Consider the following 17366-nt stretch of genomic DNA (forward strand, 5'->3'; position numbering starts at 1 on the left):
TGAAACCGCTCGGTGACAGGGCCCGGCCGGGCTGGCATCCGTGGTGCCGTCGGCGGGGCGCATCTCTTCCGCGAGGCATGCCAGACGGAATCCGAAAAGCGGAGCCAAGGCATCCACGGATCACACCGAGACCGTGCACCACAAGGCATTCACCCGCTCTTCTATCGTCGCATTATGCACTAGTTGGCTTTGGCGCACATGCCGTATTCCCGCAGCACTGTCAAGCAGCGGGCACACGCTCATGCGGCGGACGCCGCCAGAAGGGCCCACGCGTCCGCCATGTCCTCGGGCAGAGGGGCCTCGAACACCATCGGCTCGCCGGTCACAGGGTGGTCGAAAGCCAGCCGGGTTGCATGCAAGGCCTGACGCGTCATGCCGAGCGCCGGCGCGCCGCCATACAGGGCATCTGCCACCAGGGGATGTCGACGGCTGCTGAGGTGAACCCGGATCTGGTGAGTGCGGCCGGTGTGCAACGTGCAGCGCACCGCACTGTACGTTCGAGGCAATCCCTGAGGGCCCTGCCAGACACCGACCAGCAAGCGCTGTACGTCGGTCCGCGCCGGCTTGCCTGATGGCACCACGGCCATACGCACACGGGTCACCGGATCGCGGCCGATGGATGAGTTCACCGAGAAACTCGAATCGACTTCACCATGGACGAGGGCGAGATACTGCCGACTGACCTCGCGTGCCGCGATCGCCCGGCTCAGCGCCGTCACCGCCTGCAGTGTCTTTCCCACCACCATCAAGCCGCTGGTGTCCTTGTCAAGGCGATGCACGATACCGGCGCGCGGCAACTCGCTGGCCCCCGCGTGGTGAGCCAGCAGACCGTTCATCAGCGTGCCGGACCAGTTCCCCGCAGCTGGGTGCACCACGAGACCGGCCGGCTTGTCGACCACCAGCAGGTGGGCGTCCTCGAAGACGATGGGCAAGTCCATGGCCTCCGGCCGGAAGGCCTGACTCTGTGCCGTCGGGCGCAGGAGGGCTTCCACCCGCTGACCCGCCAGAACCTTGCGGGAGGCCGTCGTGACCGCCTGGCCCGCAACCTGCACACACCCTGCCTCCACCAGTGACTTCAGGTGACTGCGCGAATAGGCGGTCACCTCGCTGGCGAGAAAGGCATCCAGCCGTTGTCCGTGCGCCCCGGCGGGCACCACCCAACTGCGTGCCTCGCCTTCAACCGTGGCTCCCTCGGCTGCAACGTCCTCCACCTCGTCGAGTTCGACTTCATCCAGGGAGTCGGGGACGGAATGCGCGAGCGACAGAGCGGCTCCACCCGCCTGGGAAGCCGGGCTGACGAGCCGGGACGCGGCCGTGCCGGAGGTGGAAGCGCGAGTACGGGCCATGAATCAAAGTTGCGATGAGAAACAGGAGCGAGACGGAAATGCGGGCGAGGGCTTCTATACTGCGGCCTCTGGCGCTGCAAGGCGAGACTGACCGCGGCCAGGCCGCACACCGAGAACGTGACATTGCTGACCTTCCCCACCTGGCGATCCCTCACCACCCGCCGCGCGGGCATCGTGGTGCTGGCCATGGCGGCCGCACTGACGGCCTGTGAGTCGACCCCGAAGGACGAGTTCGCCAACATCAGTCCGGACAAATTGTACGCAGACGCCAAGGAAGACACCTCCGACGGCAACTTCGAAACGGCCATCAAGAAGCTGGAGAAGGTCGAAGCGCGTGCGTCAGGCACCCTGCTCGCCCAGCAGGCCCAGATCGACCTGGCTTATTCGTACTACCGCACCGGCGAGCGTGCCCAGGCCCTCGCCAAGCTCGAACGCTTCATCCGGCTGCACCCCACCAGCCCGGCGCTGGACTATGCCTACTACCTGCAAGGTCTCGTCAATTTCAACGACAACCTGGGGCTGTTCGGTCGCCTGGCGAACCAGGACATCTCCGAGCGGGATCAACAGGCATCGCGCGACGCATACGAGTCGTTCCGCACACTGATCGATCGCTTTCCCACTTCGAAGTACGCACCGGATGCCCGCCTGCGGATGAACCACATCGTGAATTCGATGGCGGCCGGCGAAGTGCACATTGCGCGCTATTACTTCCGTCGAGGCGCATACCTGGCGGCAGCCAACCGCGCCCAGGTCACCGTACGCGAGTACCGCCAGTCTCCCGCGGTGGAAGAGGCGCTGTCCATCATGGCCCGTAGCTATGACGCCCTTGGCCTGGCTCCGCTGCGTGATGATGCCGTGCGCGTGCTGCGGCAGAACTTCCCCGAGAGCGCGTACCTCAAGACCGAAGAGGCGACCAAGGCCCCCAAGAAGCCGTGGTGGCAACTGTGGTGAGCACTTCCCCACGCTGATCCAGCAGAACGGGCCCTTCGGGGCCCGTTCTCATTGAGCCCTCTGCGCCCGAGAGCGCGAGGGCCGGCGGCCAGTCAGTCCCCCGCGTGCACGCCGCCAGTGGCAAAGCCGCTCAACACCCCCTGGTCGTGCACTTCCGGCCCTTCGGGTCGCACGTCCACGGCTTCTTCGGCAGGGATCATGTCGTCTTCAGGACGCTGCGCAGCGGCGGCGCCCTGGATCTTGTGGATGAACCGGCGTGACCGGTCATACGGGAAGACGTCGTGCACGTACCCCGCCTGGATGCGCTCCTTGCGCTCCTGCCAGTACGCCGGATCCAACAGATCAGCGTGATGCTGCATGAAGATCTGGCGCACGCGCGGATCACCCAGCAGGAAGGGGCCGAATGTTTCCGGAAACACGTCGTGGGGCCCCACCGAGTACCAGATCTCGCCAGACATTTCGTCTTCCTCGGTACGGGGTGCCGGCACCTTGCGGAAGTTGCAGTCGGTGATGTATTCGATCTCGTCGTAGTCGTAGAAAACGACCTTGCCGTTGCGCGTCACACCGAAGTTCTTCCACAGCATGTCTCCGGGGAAGATGTTGGCGGCCACCAGATCCTTGATCGCATTGCCGTACTCGATGACCGCGTGCTCCATCGACGAGGGCGATGCATCCTGCAGGTAGATGTTGAGCGGCACCATGCGACGCTCGATGTAGAGGTGCTTGATCACCAGCGAGTCGCCCTCTTCCTCGATCACGCTGGGCGCGAACTTGCGCAGTTCCTCGATGAGCTCGTCCTCGAAGCGGTTGCGCGGGAAAGCCACTTTGGTGAACTCGAGCGAGTCCGCCATGCGGCCCACGCGATCGTGCTGCTTCACGAGCTGGTACTTGCCCATGATGCCCTCGCGCGTGGTCTCTTTCTGTGGCGGGAAATAGTCCTTGATGACCTTGAAGACGAAGGGATAGGACGGCAGATCGAACACCAACATCACCATGCCCTTGATACCGGGGGCGATGCGGAATTTGTCGGTCGAATGCCGCAGGTGGAACAGGAAATCGCGGTAGAACAGGTTCTTGCCGTGCTTCTGCAGGCCGATGGCACTGTAGATCTCACCACGCGGCTTGCGGGGCATCAGCGAACGGAGAAACTGCACGTAGGCCGAGGGCACCCTCATGTCGACCATGAAGTAGGCCCGCGCGAAACTGAACAGGGCCAGCAGATCGTCCTCGCCGAACAGGGCCGCGTCGATGTAGAGCCGCTTCTTGGAGTTGTGCAGGATGGGAATGGCAAACGGCAGGCTACGGAAACCATTGACCACCTTGCCGACGATGTAGGCCCCCTTGTTGCGGAAGAACAGCGACGACAGGACCTGGATCTGGAAGTTCGTGCGCAGACGCACGTTGCCGACCTGCTCCATGAGGGCCTCATACACCAGGCCGACGTCACGGTCGAGGTCGTCGAACGGCACGGCGAGCTCATAGCTCTCGACCACGGCCTTCAGGGTCTCCCGCAGGCTGTCCTTCGTCGGGTAGAAGGCCCGGAAAGTGGGCTTGCCTTCCTCGTCGTCGATGTACTCCGTCGACACCGCAGGCCGCACGAAGATGAAGTCGTTGCGGTAGTACTTGCGATGCAGGATCTGGATGGTGACCGAGTTGAAGAAGGTCTCTGCCAGCTCGGGCTGGTGGTGCCCGGTCAACAGGCCGATGTAGAACAGCTTGACCTGGTGCCACACCTCCATCGGCAGCTTGCTGGCGCTGAAGTCACGCTCCAGCCGCTCGATGGCCTCGTCCACCCGCATGTCGTAGAACTCGATCCGGGCGCGCTGGGCCAGTTGCTGCCCATGCCAGTCGGCCTGCTCGAAGCGACGCTTGGACTGGGCGCTGGTCTCGCTGAAGATCTTGTAGTGGCGATCAAAGCCGTCGAGCAAGGCTTTGGCGATCTCGAAAACCCGGGAGTCGGTGAGTTGTTGCGGAAACATCGTGGGCCAGGCTGAGTGTGATGAGGTGGGCCAAGCCCGGCCGACACCGACGGTCAACCGGACACCACGGCATTATGCAAGGGTCAGCACGCCGATCCCACCCGCCAACGCGCCCCGAGGCGGCAACGGGCACAATGCAGCAACCATCCCTGTGGACGCTGCCACCTGCCCCATGAACGCCCCCGCCTCGAGCCCCCTCACCTACCCCTGGGACCGACAGACACCCGCAACGGGCGACATGCTGTCCCTCTTCGCCGGACTGCATTGGGTGCGCATGCCGATGCCTTTTGCGCTGAACCACATCAATCTGTGGGTGCTGGAGGACGAACTGGACAGCACCCCCACCTGGATGGTGGTCGATGCGGGGGTCGCGACCGAGACCATCCGCAGCGCCTGGCAGACGCTGTGGCGCGCTCCCCTGGCAGCCCGGCCACTGGGCCGCATGCTGGTGACCCACATGCACCCAGACCATGTCGGCAACGCGCAGTGGCTCATCGAGCGCGACAGCGCTCAGGGCGCGCCGGCCCGCCTGTGGATGAGTCAGTCCGACTACCAGGGCGCCCGACTGGCCCTGCAATCGACCACCGGCTTTGGCGGTGAGCGCGCTGCCGCTCATTTCCAGGCGCATGGGTTGAGCAGTCCGGAAGACCTGGCCAAGGTGCGTGCAAGGGGTGACTACTTTTCGTCGCTGGTGCCCGAGATGCCTCTGGCCTATCGTCGGCTGATGGACGGCATGACCTTGCGGATCGGGACGCGCGACTGGCGCTGTATCGCCGGGTATGGCCACAGCCCCGAGCACATCGCGCTGTTCTGCGAGCAGGACGGCCTGCTGATTTCCGGCGACATGCTGCTGCCCACGATCTCCACCAACGTCAGCGTGACCGACCTTGAACCAGAGGGCGATGCGCTGGGGCTGTTCCTGGCCTCCATCGAGCGCATGCGCGACCTGCCTGCGGACACGCTGGCCCTGCCGTCACACGGGCTGCCTTTCCGCGGCATTCACGCGCGCATCGACCAGCTGCACGCTCACCATGCCGAGCGGCTGGCCGAAGTGGAAGCCGCCTGCCGCGCAAAACCCTCGACGGCAGCGGAGATGCTGCCCGTGCTCTTTCATCGCCAGCTGGACCTGCACCAGACCACCTTCGCCATGGGCGAGGCCGTGGCCCACCTGAACCACCTCTGGCACCAGGGTGTATTGCGACGTGAGCAGGATGCCTCGGGCGTGTGGCGCTACGGCACACACTGACGCATCCCAGCGGTCCTGCCTGAACCGCGTCAGTCCGGGATCGCTACGTGCCGGAGCTGGTCCCGGGGGCCATCGTAGTCCGGCATGATGGAGCGCACCACGGCCCAGAAGCGCGGGCTGTGGTTCATCTCGCGCAGATGCGCCAGTTCATGCGCCACAACATAGTCGATGATCGACAGTCCGAAATGGACGAGCCGCCAATGCAGGCGGATGGAGCCGTCGGCACTGGCGCTCCCCCACCGGGTCCGGGCCGATGACAGGCTGATCTTGGTGACCGCGACCCCAAGACGGTCGGCGTAGTGAGCCACCCGTCCGGAGAAGATCGCCCTCGCCTCCCGTTGCAACCAGGCTTCGGTCGCATCACGGATCTGCTCGGGCGCCGCGTCCTGCGGCAGCCCAAGGTGCAGGGCCCGCCGCGTGACACCGGGCAGCGTGGCGTCGCGCGGGGCCGGCATCAGATGAGCACCGGTGCGCCCCGGATCCAGCACGATGACGACCGACTCCCCGAGAAAGGGCACCTCTGCGCCCTCCTGCCAGTCGATGCGGGCCGACATCTGGCGTCGTGCCCGCTCACGCTGCTCCACGAGCTTGGTACAGATCCAGCGCTCCTTGGCACGCAGTGCCGATTCGATGTCCCCCCAGGACACCCACCTTGGCGCACGCACGCTGAGCCCGTCGACACCGACCACCATGCCGATGCTGCGCCGCCGCACTCGCTTCACCTCGTAGGCCACCACGGCTTTACCCAGGCGGATTTCGCGTTCGGCGCGGGGATGCCGGTACAACGGCAGCCCGCTCGCGTGCACACCTGCGGCATCGCCGACTGACGTGGCGTCCAGGCCTTGTGCATGAGGAGGCATCCCGCCCCGGGACACTTCCACGCCGTGCTGCAGCGTGCCCGCCGCGCCCTGCACGACACTCTCCGACGCGGAGGAAGACGGGGATGCCGACGACACCTCTTCGGCACCCTCACCCCACAGTCCCAACTGCATCGGCGCGTCCTGCTTCAATGGATCTCCCCCATGTGCGTGGCGACCGGGCTGTCCTCGCCGTTTGCCTGCCGATCCCGGAGGATCAGGAAATCGGCAAACGCGGACAAATCCGGGTGAATGGTGAGGTCAGGCACCCGACGCCGCAACTCGTGCAACTCCCCCTCCGGCATGGTGGCAGCCTGCCCGGTACGAACAAGGTGCGGCTCACATCCCACGGACTGGGCCGCCAGCACATCGCGCGGCAGATCTCCCACCATGGGCACGCCAACCAGGTCGCGCCCAAAACGCTGGCCGATCATCTGGAACAGCCCCGGCATGGGCTTGCGGCAGGTGCACTGGTCTTCCGGCGTGTGGGGGCAGAAGAACACCGCCTCGACCCGCCCGCCCACACGCGCCAGCATCTGGTTCATCTTGGCGTGCATGGCGTTGAGTGCCACCATGTCGAACAGGCCTCGCCCGATGCCAGACTGGTTGGTGGCCACCACGACGTGCCACCCTGCATGATTGAGGCGGGCAATGGCCTCCAGCGATCCAGGCAGCGGCACCCACTCCTCGGGCGACTTCACATAGTCTTCCCGCTCGTGGTTGATCGTGCCATCGCGATCGATGATGACCAGCTTCATGCCCGCTCCCGGGTGTACGGTGCGCCCGCCCAATCAGGCCGCCAGTCTGGACAGGTCGGCGACCCGGTTCATGGCGGCATGCAGCGTGGCCAGCAGGCCCAGGCGGTTGGCCTTCAAGGCAGGATCGTCGGCATTGACCATCACACCATCGAAGAAGGCATCCACCGGCGCCTTGAGCGCTGCGAGCGCCTGCAAGGACGCAGTGTAATCACCTTGCTCGAAAGCCGCACCGGCCTTCGGCGCGGCAGCCTGCAGCGCCTCGTACAGCGCTGCCTCTGCCGCCTCCTTCAACAGGGCCGCCTCGACGCGCGGCGCCACGACCGACTCGGCCTTCTTCAGGATGTTGCCGACGCGCTTGTTGGCTGCGGCCAGGGAGGCTGCCTCTGGCAGCGCCGCGAAGGCGCGTACCGCTGCCAGGCGGCGAGGCACCTCGGACAGGCGCACCGGTTGCAGGGCCAGCACCGCGTCGACTTCCTGCGCGCTGTAGCCTTGCTCGCGCAGCGACACGGCCAGACGGTCTGCCATGAAGGCGAGCAGCGCCTCACAGGGGTTGGTGACCAGGTCGCCGAACACCGGCACCACGGCCTCCAGCAACGCGGGCAGGTCCAGCGGCAGGTTCTTTTCGACCAGAATGCGGATCACGCCCAGCGCGTGACGGCGCAGCGCGAACGGGTCCTTGTCACCCGTGGGCAGCTGGCCGATGCCGAACAGGCCCACCAGCGTCTCGAGCTTGTCGGCCAGCGCCACCACCGTGCCGGTATGGTTACGGGGAAGGCTGTCGCCAGCGAAACGGGGCTTGTAGTGGTCCTCGATCGCGATGGCCACGCCGTCGCGCAAGCCCTCGTGGCGGGCGTAGTACCCGCCCATGATGCCTTGTAGTTCTGGAAACTCGCCAACCATGTCGGTCAACAGGTCGGCCTTGGCCAGCCGCGCGGCCTCCTGGGCCTTGCTGTCCAGCACGTCGAAGTGGTCCTTGTCGTCCACCGTGAAAGGCAGCGTACCCAGGCGCAGCTGATTGACGATGGCATGGGCGATGGCGCGCACGCGCTCAGCCCGGTCGCCCTGCGTCCCCAGCTTGTTGTGATACACCACCTTGCCCAGGCCCGGCACACGGGAGGCCAGCGTCTTCTTGCGATCCTGATCGAAGAAGAACTTTGCGTCGGCCAAGCGGGGGCGCACCACGCGCTCGTTGCCTTCGATGATGGCGCTGGGATCGGACGGATGGATGTTGCTCACCACCAGGAACTGGTGAGTGAGCTTGCCAGAGGCATCCAGCAGCGGGAAGTATTTCTGGTTGGCCTTCATCGTGAGAATCAGGCACTCCTGAGGCACCGCCAGAAAGGCCTCTTCGAATCGGCCGATCAGCACGTTGGGACGCTCGACCAGCGCCGTCACCTCGTCCAGCAGGGCCTCATCCTCGATCGGCCTCAGGTCGTGCCCGGCCCGCCCGGCCGCCGCGGCCAGTTGGGCCACGATGTCGGCACGGCGCTCGGCGAAGCTGGCGATCACGGCGCCCTCTTCTGCCAGCTGGGCCGCGTAGCTGTCGGCATCACGCAGCACGACCGGTGACACCTTGGCCTCGAAGCGATGCCCCTGCGTCTCGCGCCCTGCTTTGAGGCCCAGCGCGGCCACGGGCACCACCTGGTCGCCATGCAAGGCCACCAGCCCGTGGGCCGGCCGCACGAAGTTCACGCTGGTCCAGCCGGGCAGAAACCCTTCGCCTTCGCCCTGCTCGAGCTGGTAGGTCATGACCTTCGGAATCGGCAGCCTGGCCAGGGACTCGTCCAGCGCCTTCTGCAAGCCCTGGCTCAGGTCGACGCCGGGCTTGACGCTGTCGAGGAACAGGGCCTCGGCCTTGCCATCCGGCTGGCGCTTGAGCTGCGGCAGCACTTCGGCGCCCACCCCCACCGACGCCAGCTTCTTCAGCAGAGCGGGCGTCGGCTGGCCGCTGGTGTCCAGCGCCACGCTCACCGGCATCAGCTTGAGCTGGACGGCTTGGTCCGCCGCCTTGGCCGTCACACCGGTGACGTGCACCGCCAGACGGCGGGGCGAGGCAAACGGGGTGGCCACAGCCGTGGTCGGCGCAAGACCCTGCGCCTTCAGGCTGTCTGCCAGCACGGTTGCAAACGACTCACCGAGCTTCTTGAGCGCCTTGGGCGGCAGTTCTTCGACAAACAGTTCGACCAGAAGATTCGCGGTGCTCATGCTCAGGCAGCCTTCTTGTTGTTCAGTTGTTCGATCACTTCGTCCGCCCAGGCCTTGGGGGCCATCGGGAAGCCCAGTCGGGCTCGGCTGTCCAGATAGGACGCGGCCACGCTCCGGGCCAGGTTGCGAATGCGGCCGATGTAGGCCGCCCGCTCAGTCACGGAGATGGCGCCGCGGGCGTCCAGCAGGTTGAAGGTGTGGGCGGCTTTCAGGACCTGTTCATACGCCGGCAGCGCCAGTTGCTGCTCGACCAGGTACTTGGCCTGCGTCTCGTAGTTCGAGAAAGCACCCAGAAGAAAGTCCACATTGCTGTGCTCGAAGTTGTACGTGGACTGCTCGACCTCGTTCTGGTGGAACACATCGCCGTACTTCAGGCCCGGCGCGTACACCAGGTCATACACGTTTTCGACGCCCTGCAGGTACATGGCCAGGCGCTCGAGGCCGTAGGTGATCTCTCCCGTCGCCGGCTTGCAGTCGATGCCGCCCACCTGCTGGAAATAGGTGAACTGGGTCACTTCCATGCCGTTGAGCCACACCTCCCAGCCCAGGCCCCAGGCACCCAGCGTGGGGTTCTCCCAGTCGTCTTCGACAAAGCGGATGTCGTTCTTCTTCAGATCCAGGCCGAGGGCTTCCAGCGAGCCGAGATAGAGCTCCAGGATGTTGGCAGGGGCCGGCTTGAGCACCACCTGGTACTGGTAGTAGTGCTGCAGGCGATTGGGGTTGTCGCCATAGCGGCCGTCTTTCGGTCGCCGGCTGGGCTGGACATAGGCCGCCTTCCAGGGTTCCGGGCCCAGCGCGCGCAGAAAGGTCGCGGTGTGGCTGGTACCGGCCCCCACCTCCATGTCATACGGTTGCAGCAGCGCACAGCCCTGGGCATCCCAGTAGCTTTGCAGTCGCAGAATCATTTGCTGGAAGGTCAGCATGGTCTAGCCTTGGTGGATGCCTGAACCGACAGACGGACGGCATCGGGTTCTTGGTTTGAGGAGCTTGCCCTGCCCGCAGCAGAAGGCTGCGGCAGACGGAAAGCCCCGATTCTAGTGGCGCGGCCGGCCGCGCCTCAGTACGAGCAGCAGGGCCAGCGCAAACGCGGGCCACAGGCCAGCCCGGGCGGCCCACCATGCAAATGGGGTCACCCCCTGCATGCCCTGCACGTGCGCTTCCAGCACGCCACGGGTGTTCGCTGGCAGCCTTGCCGTGACCTGCCCACGGTGGTCGATCACGACAGTGGCGCCGGTGTTGGTGGCCCGCAGCGTCGGCAACTGGAACTCCAACGAGCGCATGCGCGCGATTTGAAGGTGCTGGTGAATGGCCACCGATTCACCAAACCAGGCCAAGTTGCTGACGTTGGCCAGCAGGGTGGGCGCCTCCGCGGGCACGCCGAAACGCGCCGCCAGCTCTTCTCCGAACAGATCCTCGTAACACACGGTGGGCGCCACCCGCTGGTCTCTCACGGCGAACGAAGGTGCCACCAGAGGGCCGCGGGTGAAGTCGCCCAGCGGCATGTTCATCATGCGCACGAACCAGCGAAAGCCCCAAGGGATGAACTCGCCGAAAGGCACGAGGTGGTGCTTGTCGTAGCGATAGGGCGACTCCACGCCCCCCAGGCCGACCACCGAATTGGTGTAGCCCTGCTCGAAATCACCCAGCGGCACCCCGACCAGCGCCTGGCGCGTGCCCGCCCTCGGAAAGCTGGCCACCAGCGACGGCCAGTAGCCCTCGGGCAGCTGCGACGGCAGCAGTGGAATGGCCGTCTCGGGTGCAACGACCAGCGCCGTACGAGCCGACACGAGCTGCTGGGCATGCCAGTGCAGCATGGCCCCCTGGCGCTCCACGGCAAACTTCTCGTCCTGCGGCACATTGCTCTGCAGCAGGGTCACCGACAGCGGCTCGCCCACCGGCTCGGTGAACGACACCCGGCCCATCGCCCAGGCCACGAGCAGCCCCCCTGCCGCGACCGCGACACCGGCCAGACGAAGCCCGCCTCGTCCGCCCGGCCCGAAAGACCAGACGACAGCCGTCACGCCCCCCGCCCAGACGGCGCCCAGACCGTAAACGCCCACCCAGGGCGCCAGCCCCGCCAACGGGGTATCGACCAGGCCATAACCGCTTGCGCCCCAGGGAAAGCCGGTGAACACCACCGCACGCGCCCATTCAGCCAGCAGCCAGGCACCGCCCCATGCAGCCGCGTCAACCAGGCTGTGTCCGGTTCGGCCACGCGCCCAAAGCCAGCCCGCGGCCCCCAGATACAACGAGAGTGCCGCGCAAAGCAGCCCGACGGCAAGCGCCGACAACCAGGCCGGCAGACCGCCATACCGGTGCAGGCTCACGAACATCCACCCGGTCGCGCCAACGAGCCACACCGTGCCATACAGCCAGGTCAGCAACGCGACTTGTCGGGCGGGACGCCTGGGCGCCAGCAGCCACGCCAGACAAGCAAGTGCCAGGGTTTGCAAGACAGCGGGCATCCAACCTGCAAGGGCATGCACCCAGGGAGACAGCGCGACGGCGTGCAAGCCGCCCGCGGCCAGTGCGCCCAACCAGGTCCGCCCCAGGGGCAACCAGGGCGTCGAGCCCGCGCCGCCCCGCGCACGCAACACCGGCACGCCCATCAGGAAGCCGCCGCTTCGGCCTGATCAGGCGCCCGGGTGACCTTGAACCAGCGAACCGCACCACCGCGGGCCAGCATCACCCTGAACCGCAGCCCGCCCAGATCGACGTACTCACCGCGCCGCGGTACCCGCCCGAGCTCATGGGCCACCAGGCCGCCGATGGTGTCGAATTCGTCCACGGGCAGATCGGCGTCAAACGTCTCGTTGACCGAGTCGATCGGGGCGTCACCAGCCACCCGCTGGCTGCCATCGGCCAGCGTGAAGATGCTGGCCTGCCCATCTTCCTCGTCGAATTCGTCCTCGATCTCGCCCACGATTTCCTCAAGCACGTCTTCGATCGTGATCAGACCCGCGGTCTTGCCAAACTCATCGATGACGATGGCAAGGTGGCTGCGGGTAGAGCGGAAATCGCGCAACAACTCATTGAGCCCCTTGGATTCAGGCACGAACACTGGCGGGCGCAACAGGGTGCGAAGGTTCAACTCGGGCGCGCGCTGCAGCTTCAGCAGGTCCTTCGCCATCAGGATCCCGATGATGTTGTCACGGGACCCCTCGAAGACCGGAAAACGCGAGTGTCCGGTGTCGATGACCTGAGCCAGCAGCGCATCGTACGGCGATTCGATGTCCAGCAAGTCCATGCGGCGCACGGCCACCATGACATCGCCGGCCGTCATTGTGGCCATCCGGATCACGCCTTCGAGCATCACCCGGGATTCGGGCTCGATCAACTCGCGCTGCTCGGCGTCGGCCAGGGTCTCGATCAGCTCCGCGGTGGAGTCCGGGCCCGGAGACAGAAACTCGACCAGACGGACAAACAGGCTGCGAGGGTCGCGCGAGCGAGGGGGCTGCGCGCTCTTGTCGGCTCGAGAGAGTCGACTGGGGGGAGAGTCGGACACGGCGTTGGTGTCGTGGTTGCAATGCCGCAAGAATACCCCATGCCCCGTCGGACACCATGGCCGGGCGGGGAGCCGACTCCGCAGGCAGGGCTACACTTGTGCCATGAGCCTGATTCCTGTCACCATCCTCACCGGTTTCCTCGGCAGCGGCAAGACAACGCTGCTCAAGCGCGTTCTGACCGAATCACACGGCCAGCGCATCGCCGTCATCGAGAACGAGTTCGGCGAGGAAAACATCGACAACGACATCCTGGTGGCCGACACCGAGGAACAGATCATCCAGATGAGCAACGGATGCGTCTGTTGCACGATTCGGGAAGACCTGCGCGAAACCCTTGCCGATCTGGCCAAGCAAAGAAAGGCCGGCACGCTGGCTTTCGACCGCGTCGTGATCGAGACCACCGGCGTGGCCGACCCGGGCCCCGTGGCGCAGACATTCTTCATGGACGACGAGATCGCCGAGCTCTACCTGCTCGACTCGATCCTCACCCTGGTCGATGCCAAGCACGGCAACCAGCAACTGGACCAGCGGCAGGAGGCGCGCCGCCAGGTCGGTTTCGCTGATCAGATCTTCATGAGCAAGACGGACCTTGTGAGTGCAGAAGAGGCCGACGCCCTCGCCCACCGCCTGAAGCACATGAACCCCCGTGCACCGCAGAAACGCGTGCACTTCGGCGAGGTGCCGATTGCCGAGGTCTTTGATCTCAAGGGCTTCAACCTGAACGCCAAGCTCGACATCGATCCCGACTTCCTGAAGGAAGAGGGCCATGGTCATGGTCACCATCATCACCACGACCATGAGCACGGGGAGCACTGCGATCACCCCCATCACCACGCGCACGACGACGACGTCAAGTCCTTCGTCTACAAGAATACCAAGCCGTTTGATGCCACCAAGCTGGAGGACTTCCTCGGCTCCATGGTGCAGATCTATGGCCCCAAAATGCTGCGCTACAAGGGTGTGCTGCACGTCAAGGGCATGGAGCGCAAGGTCGTCTTCCAGGGCGTGCACCAGTTGATGGGCAGCGACATGGGCCCCAAATGGGCGGCTGGCGAGCAGAAGATCAGCAAGCTGGTCTTCATCGGCATCGACCTGCCCCAGGACCTCTTCAAGGCCGGGCTGGACCAGTGTCTGGCGTGACACTCCCCCAACGGGGCGATACAAACTGGGGATGACACGCAGAAAACAGCGTGCCGGCGTGGCTACAATCCGCGCGCTTCCATCTTTCCCCCGCGAGGGGACGGACGGGCGCACAATACGATCAACCCACACCGCCGCATGACCCGCTGCTGCCCGGCACGTGCCAACGTGTCGCTCAAGCTTCGGCGCAGAAGGCCGAAGCCCATCCATCAGCCGCTTCCGTGGCGCCAGGGCGCTCGTCGCCTCCCATCCGCACCTCCGAGACCATGACAAGCACTGCCACCAAGGTTGACACCAAACTCGCGAACGCCTGGAAAACCAAAGCCGGGCGCGATCTGACGGAAGCCGAACTGCTGGCCATGCCGGACGCCGAGTACATGAACGACAAGCAGCTGGACTTCTTCCGCGCCCGACTGGAAGCCCAGAAGGAGGACCTGCTGTCCAACGCCGGCGAGACCACGGAACACCTGCGCGAGGACACGTCCATCGTGCCCGACCCGGCCGACCGCGCCACCATCGAGGAAGAGCACGCACTGGAACTGCGCACCCGCGACCGGGAACGCAAGCTGCTCAAGAAGATCTCTCAGGCACTGGCCCGCCTCGACTCGGGTGAGTACGGCTTCTGCGACGAGACCGGCGAGCCCATCGGCCTCGGCCGCCTGCTGGCTCGCCCCACCGCCACGCTGTCCCTCGAGGCCCAGCAGCGCCGCGAGCTCAAGCAGAAGATGTTCGGGGACTGATCGACTCTCAATCCAGTCGGAACACAGCGAGGCGCACCAACATGAGCAAGGAATCTGGCGGTTTCCTGCGCAAGGTCGTGCGCTTCGTCGCCAACCCCACGACCGACTGGACAGAGCTGGACACACCCAGCGCGGAGGCAGCGGAGAGCCAGTACGCCAAGAGTGAAATCAAGGCGATGATCGAGCGCAAGCGCCGAAACGATTTCGTGCGGAAGCGCGAACTCGACATGCTGCGCAAGATCCGCCGCGAGGGGCTCAGCCCCGACAACGCGCTGGCGCTGAGCGGCAACTCCAACATCGATTCCGACTCGCGCCCCTACACGGGCACGCGCTCCGATCTGGGCGTCAAGGCCAAGATCGACGAGATCGAGCAACAGATGGTCGGCGGCTCGCAGCGGCCCACCACCCTTCCCAGCCGGCCGGCCAACCTGCCCACGCTGCCCATGGGCGACACGGTGACCACGCCGACGGGGCTCACCATGGCGGTGACGCAGCCCTTGTCGCTGGAAGAGGACGTGCCCCAGGTGTCGCAGGCGGTCCTGGACGCTGCCAGGGCCTCGATGCAGAAGGTGGCGTTCGACGACCCGATGCCCATCATGGGCACGCTCTCGCCTTCGTTCGACGCGCCACCTGCCACGTCGCCCTTCGCAGCACCGCTGACCGCACCCATGGCGCCCAGCGGCTTCCAGCACGGCATGGCGGTGCACGTGACCGAGGTCGTCCACGACCCCGAGCTCGACGAAGCGGTCATCGCCTTCGCCAACGCGGATTTCGATCACTGCGAGCAAAGCCTGCTGGCCCTGCTGCATCCCGGCGCGTCTCGCCATGACAGCCAGGAGTGCTGGCTTGTCCTGTTTGACTTCTACCGCGCGGTGGACCTGCAACAGAAGTTCGACCAGCTGGCGGTGTCCTATGCCCAGAAGTTCGGCGTCTCGGCACCCCAGTGGTTTTCATATCCCAAGAAGGTGGCCGCGTTCCTGGCAACCACCTCTGGGGACAGCGCCTTCCGCCCCACACGCCAGCCGCCCGCCGTGGACCATGGCCCGGACACCGAGCCCGGCGCCGACATCCTGGAGGGCTGGGTTGCCCCACCGGTGCTTGACGCGGACGCCATCGCGCAGTTGCGCGTGGAGTTGCTGCAGATGCCGCAGCCGCTGACCATGGACTGGGGGGCGGTTCAGCGGGTGACGCCCGAAGGCGCCGTCCAGCTGGAGCAGATGGCGCGGCAGTGGGGTGAACAGCGTCAGGCGCTGGTGTGGAGCGGCCTGCCCAACCTGATGGGGGTGTTGAACCGCCATGCAGCCACCGGGCAGCGCGACGCCGACCCGGCCTACTGGATGCTGCGGCTGACCCTGCTGCGTCTGTCGAATCGGCCGGTCGAATTCGATGAAGCGGCGATCGACTACTGCATCACCTACGAGCGGTCGCCACCGTCGTGGGAACCTGCCCTGTGCACCGTCCGGGAAGGCAACGACGCGATCAGCCCGCATTCCCGCACGCTCTCGCGCGTGAGCGGGGTGTCGACCAGCTTTGTCGAATCGGTGATGCACCGTGATGCGGATTACGTGCAGGTGGCCATGTTGACGTTGTCAGGTCAGCTCGCCGGGGACATCGGCGCCACCCTGCAGAGACTGGACGAGCAACTGGGCGCCAGCGTCGCCCTTGACATCGATTGCGAACACCTGCTGCGGGTGGATTTCATCGCAGCCGGGGACCTGCTCAACTGGGTCCTGGCCCGGCGGGCCGAGGGGCGAGAGGTCAGTTTCCTCAACCCCCACCGCCTGGTCGCCATGTTCTTTGGCGCCATGGGCATCAACGAGCACGCCCGCGTGAAGCTGCTGAGCGCCTGACGCTCACCGCGACGTCCTGGAGCCCCTCCGGCGGGTACATCCCCTGCTGACCTCTTGAAAGCAGTCGGCTCGCCCCCACCTCTACAGGTCCGTCGTTTTTCGTCGAGCAGCATGGACTCCTATCACGGCACCACCATCGTCAGCGTTCGCCGCCAGACCCCGCAGGGCTGGCAGGTCGCCATGGGCGGCGATGGTCAGGTCACCCTCGGACACATCGTGGTCAAGGCCACGGCACGCAAGGTGCGCAAACTGTACCGAGACCAGGTGCTGGCTGGCTTTGCCGGCGCCACGGCCGATGCCTTCACCCTGTTCGAGCGCTTCGAGGCCAAGCTGGAGAAGCACCAGGGCCACCTGGCCCGGGCCGCCGTCGAACTGACGCGCGACTGGCGCACCGACCGGGTGTTGCGCAAGCTTGAGGCCATGCTCGCCGTGGCAGACCGGAACACCTCCCTCATCATCACCGGGAATGGGGACGTGCTGGAGCCCGAGCACGGCATCATCGCCATCGGGTCGGGTGGCGCTTACGCGCAGGCCGCGGCGCGCGCGCTGGTGGCCCACGCCGACCTGAGTGCCGCCGACATGGTCAAGCAGTCGCTCGTGATCGCGGGCGACCTGTGCATCTACACCAACCAGAACCACACCATCGAGACGCTGGACTGAACACCATGAGCATGACCCCACAGGAAATCGTCAGCGAGCTCGATCGGCACATCGTCGGCCAACGCGAGGCCAAACGGGCCGTGGCCATTGCCCTGCGCAACCGCTGGCGACGCCAGCAGGTCGATGAG

At 65.7% G+C, this 17366-nt stretch carries 14 protein-coding genes; 6 read left to right on the plus strand and 8 right to left on the minus strand.

What is annotated here, in order from left to right:
* Window positions 1-239 precede the first annotated feature (239 nt).
* Complete coding sequence (locus QZ709_RS19250; RefSeq protein ID WP_294639163.1) at window positions 240-1346, minus strand: RluA family pseudouridine synthase; 1107 nt, start codon at window positions 1344-1346, stop codon at window positions 240-242.
* A 171-nt stretch (window positions 1347-1517) separates the two neighbouring features.
* On the opposite strand from QZ709_RS19250, the gene QZ709_RS19255 reads away from it, so the two are divergent.
* Window positions 1518-2297 carry an outer membrane protein assembly factor BamD gene (locus QZ709_RS19255; RefSeq protein ID WP_294639175.1) on the plus strand — a complete coding sequence of 260 codons (780 nt, stop codon included), beginning with the start codon at window positions 1518-1520 and terminating at the stop codon, window positions 2295-2297.
* A gap of 92 nt (window positions 2298-2389) precedes the next feature.
* Here the strand turns inward: QZ709_RS19255 and aceK are convergent, their stop codons facing one another.
* On the minus strand, window positions 2390-4276 hold the full coding sequence (gene aceK / locus QZ709_RS19260; RefSeq protein WP_294639164.1) for a bifunctional isocitrate dehydrogenase kinase/phosphatase: 1887 nt from the start codon (window positions 4274-4276) through the stop codon (window positions 2390-2392).
* 238 nt (window positions 4277-4514) lie between these two features.
* Between aceK and QZ709_RS19265 the strand changes: the two genes are divergently transcribed.
* Complete coding sequence (locus tag QZ709_RS19265; RefSeq protein WP_294639165.1) at window positions 4515-5522, plus strand: MBL fold metallo-hydrolase; 1008 nt, start codon at window positions 4515-4517, stop codon at window positions 5520-5522.
* A gap of 29 nt (window positions 5523-5551) precedes the next feature.
* Here QZ709_RS19265 and QZ709_RS19270 read toward each other — a convergent pair whose 3' ends face one another.
* The 6 genes from QZ709_RS19270 to QZ709_RS19295 all read right to left on the minus strand — a co-directional run bounded on the left by QZ709_RS19270 (window position 5552) and on the right by QZ709_RS19295 (window position 12769).
* Window positions 5552-6514 carry a SprT family zinc-dependent metalloprotease gene (locus QZ709_RS19270; protein ID WP_294639166.1) on the minus strand — a complete coding sequence of 321 codons (963 nt, stop codon included), beginning with the start codon at window positions 6512-6514 and terminating at the stop codon, window positions 5552-5554.
* Window positions 6515-6528: 14 nt separating this feature from the next.
* Window positions 6529-7137, minus strand: coding sequence for a D-glycero-beta-D-manno-heptose 1,7-bisphosphate 7-phosphatase (gene gmhB, locus QZ709_RS19275; RefSeq protein WP_294639167.1), 609 nt, complete (start codon window positions 7135-7137; stop codon window positions 6529-6531).
* Window positions 7138-7170: 33 nt separating this feature from the next.
* Entirely contained in the window at window positions 7171-9342 is a 2172-nt protein-coding gene (glyS, locus tag QZ709_RS19280) for a glycine--tRNA ligase subunit beta (protein ID WP_294639168.1), read from the minus strand.
* A 2-nt stretch (window positions 9343-9344) separates the two neighbouring features.
* Window positions 9345-10265, minus strand: a complete 921-nt coding sequence (gene glyQ / locus QZ709_RS19285) for a glycine--tRNA ligase subunit alpha (protein WP_294639169.1) — start codon at window positions 10263-10265, stop codon at window positions 9345-9347.
* Between the two features lie 111 nt (window positions 10266-10376).
* Window positions 10377-11951 (minus strand): apolipoprotein N-acyltransferase, encoded by a 1575-nt coding sequence (lnt, locus tag QZ709_RS19290; protein WP_294639170.1) that lies wholly within the window; start codon window positions 11949-11951, stop codon window positions 10377-10379.
* Window positions 11951-12769: a transporter associated domain-containing protein gene (locus QZ709_RS19295; RefSeq protein WP_294639176.1), complete on the minus strand. Its 819-nt coding sequence runs from the start codon at window positions 12767-12769 to the stop codon at window positions 11951-11953. Before QZ709_RS19295 ends, lnt begins: the two co-directional genes overlap by 1 nt.
* Before the next feature lie 181 nt (window positions 12770-12950).
* On the opposite strand from QZ709_RS19295, the gene QZ709_RS19300 reads away from it, so the two are divergent.
* The 4 genes from QZ709_RS19300 (at window position 12951) to hslV (ending at window position 17238) form a co-directional block, all read left to right on the plus strand.
* Window positions 12951-13988, plus strand: a complete 1038-nt coding sequence (locus QZ709_RS19300; protein ID WP_294639171.1) for a GTP-binding protein — start codon at window positions 12951-12953, stop codon at window positions 13986-13988.
* 146 nt (window positions 13989-14134) lie between these two features.
* Window positions 14135-14728, plus strand: coding sequence for an RNA polymerase-binding protein DksA (gene dksA, locus QZ709_RS19305; RefSeq protein WP_294639177.1), 594 nt, complete (start codon window positions 14135-14137; stop codon window positions 14726-14728).
* 41 nt (window positions 14729-14769) lie between these two features.
* A complete protein-coding gene (locus QZ709_RS19310) occupies window positions 14770-16578 on the plus strand; it encodes an STAS domain-containing protein (protein WP_294639172.1) in 1809 nt (602 codons plus the stop codon).
* A gap of 111 nt (window positions 16579-16689) precedes the next feature.
* A complete protein-coding gene (gene hslV, locus QZ709_RS19315; RefSeq protein ID WP_294639173.1) occupies window positions 16690-17238 on the plus strand; it encodes an ATP-dependent protease subunit HslV in 549 nt (182 codons plus the stop codon).
* Window positions 17239-17366 lie beyond the last annotated feature (128 nt).

The sequence above is a fragment of the uncultured Aquabacterium sp. genome, assembly GCF_913773725.1.
Classification (GTDB): domain Bacteria; phylum Pseudomonadota; class Gammaproteobacteria; order Burkholderiales; family Burkholderiaceae_C; genus Aquabacterium.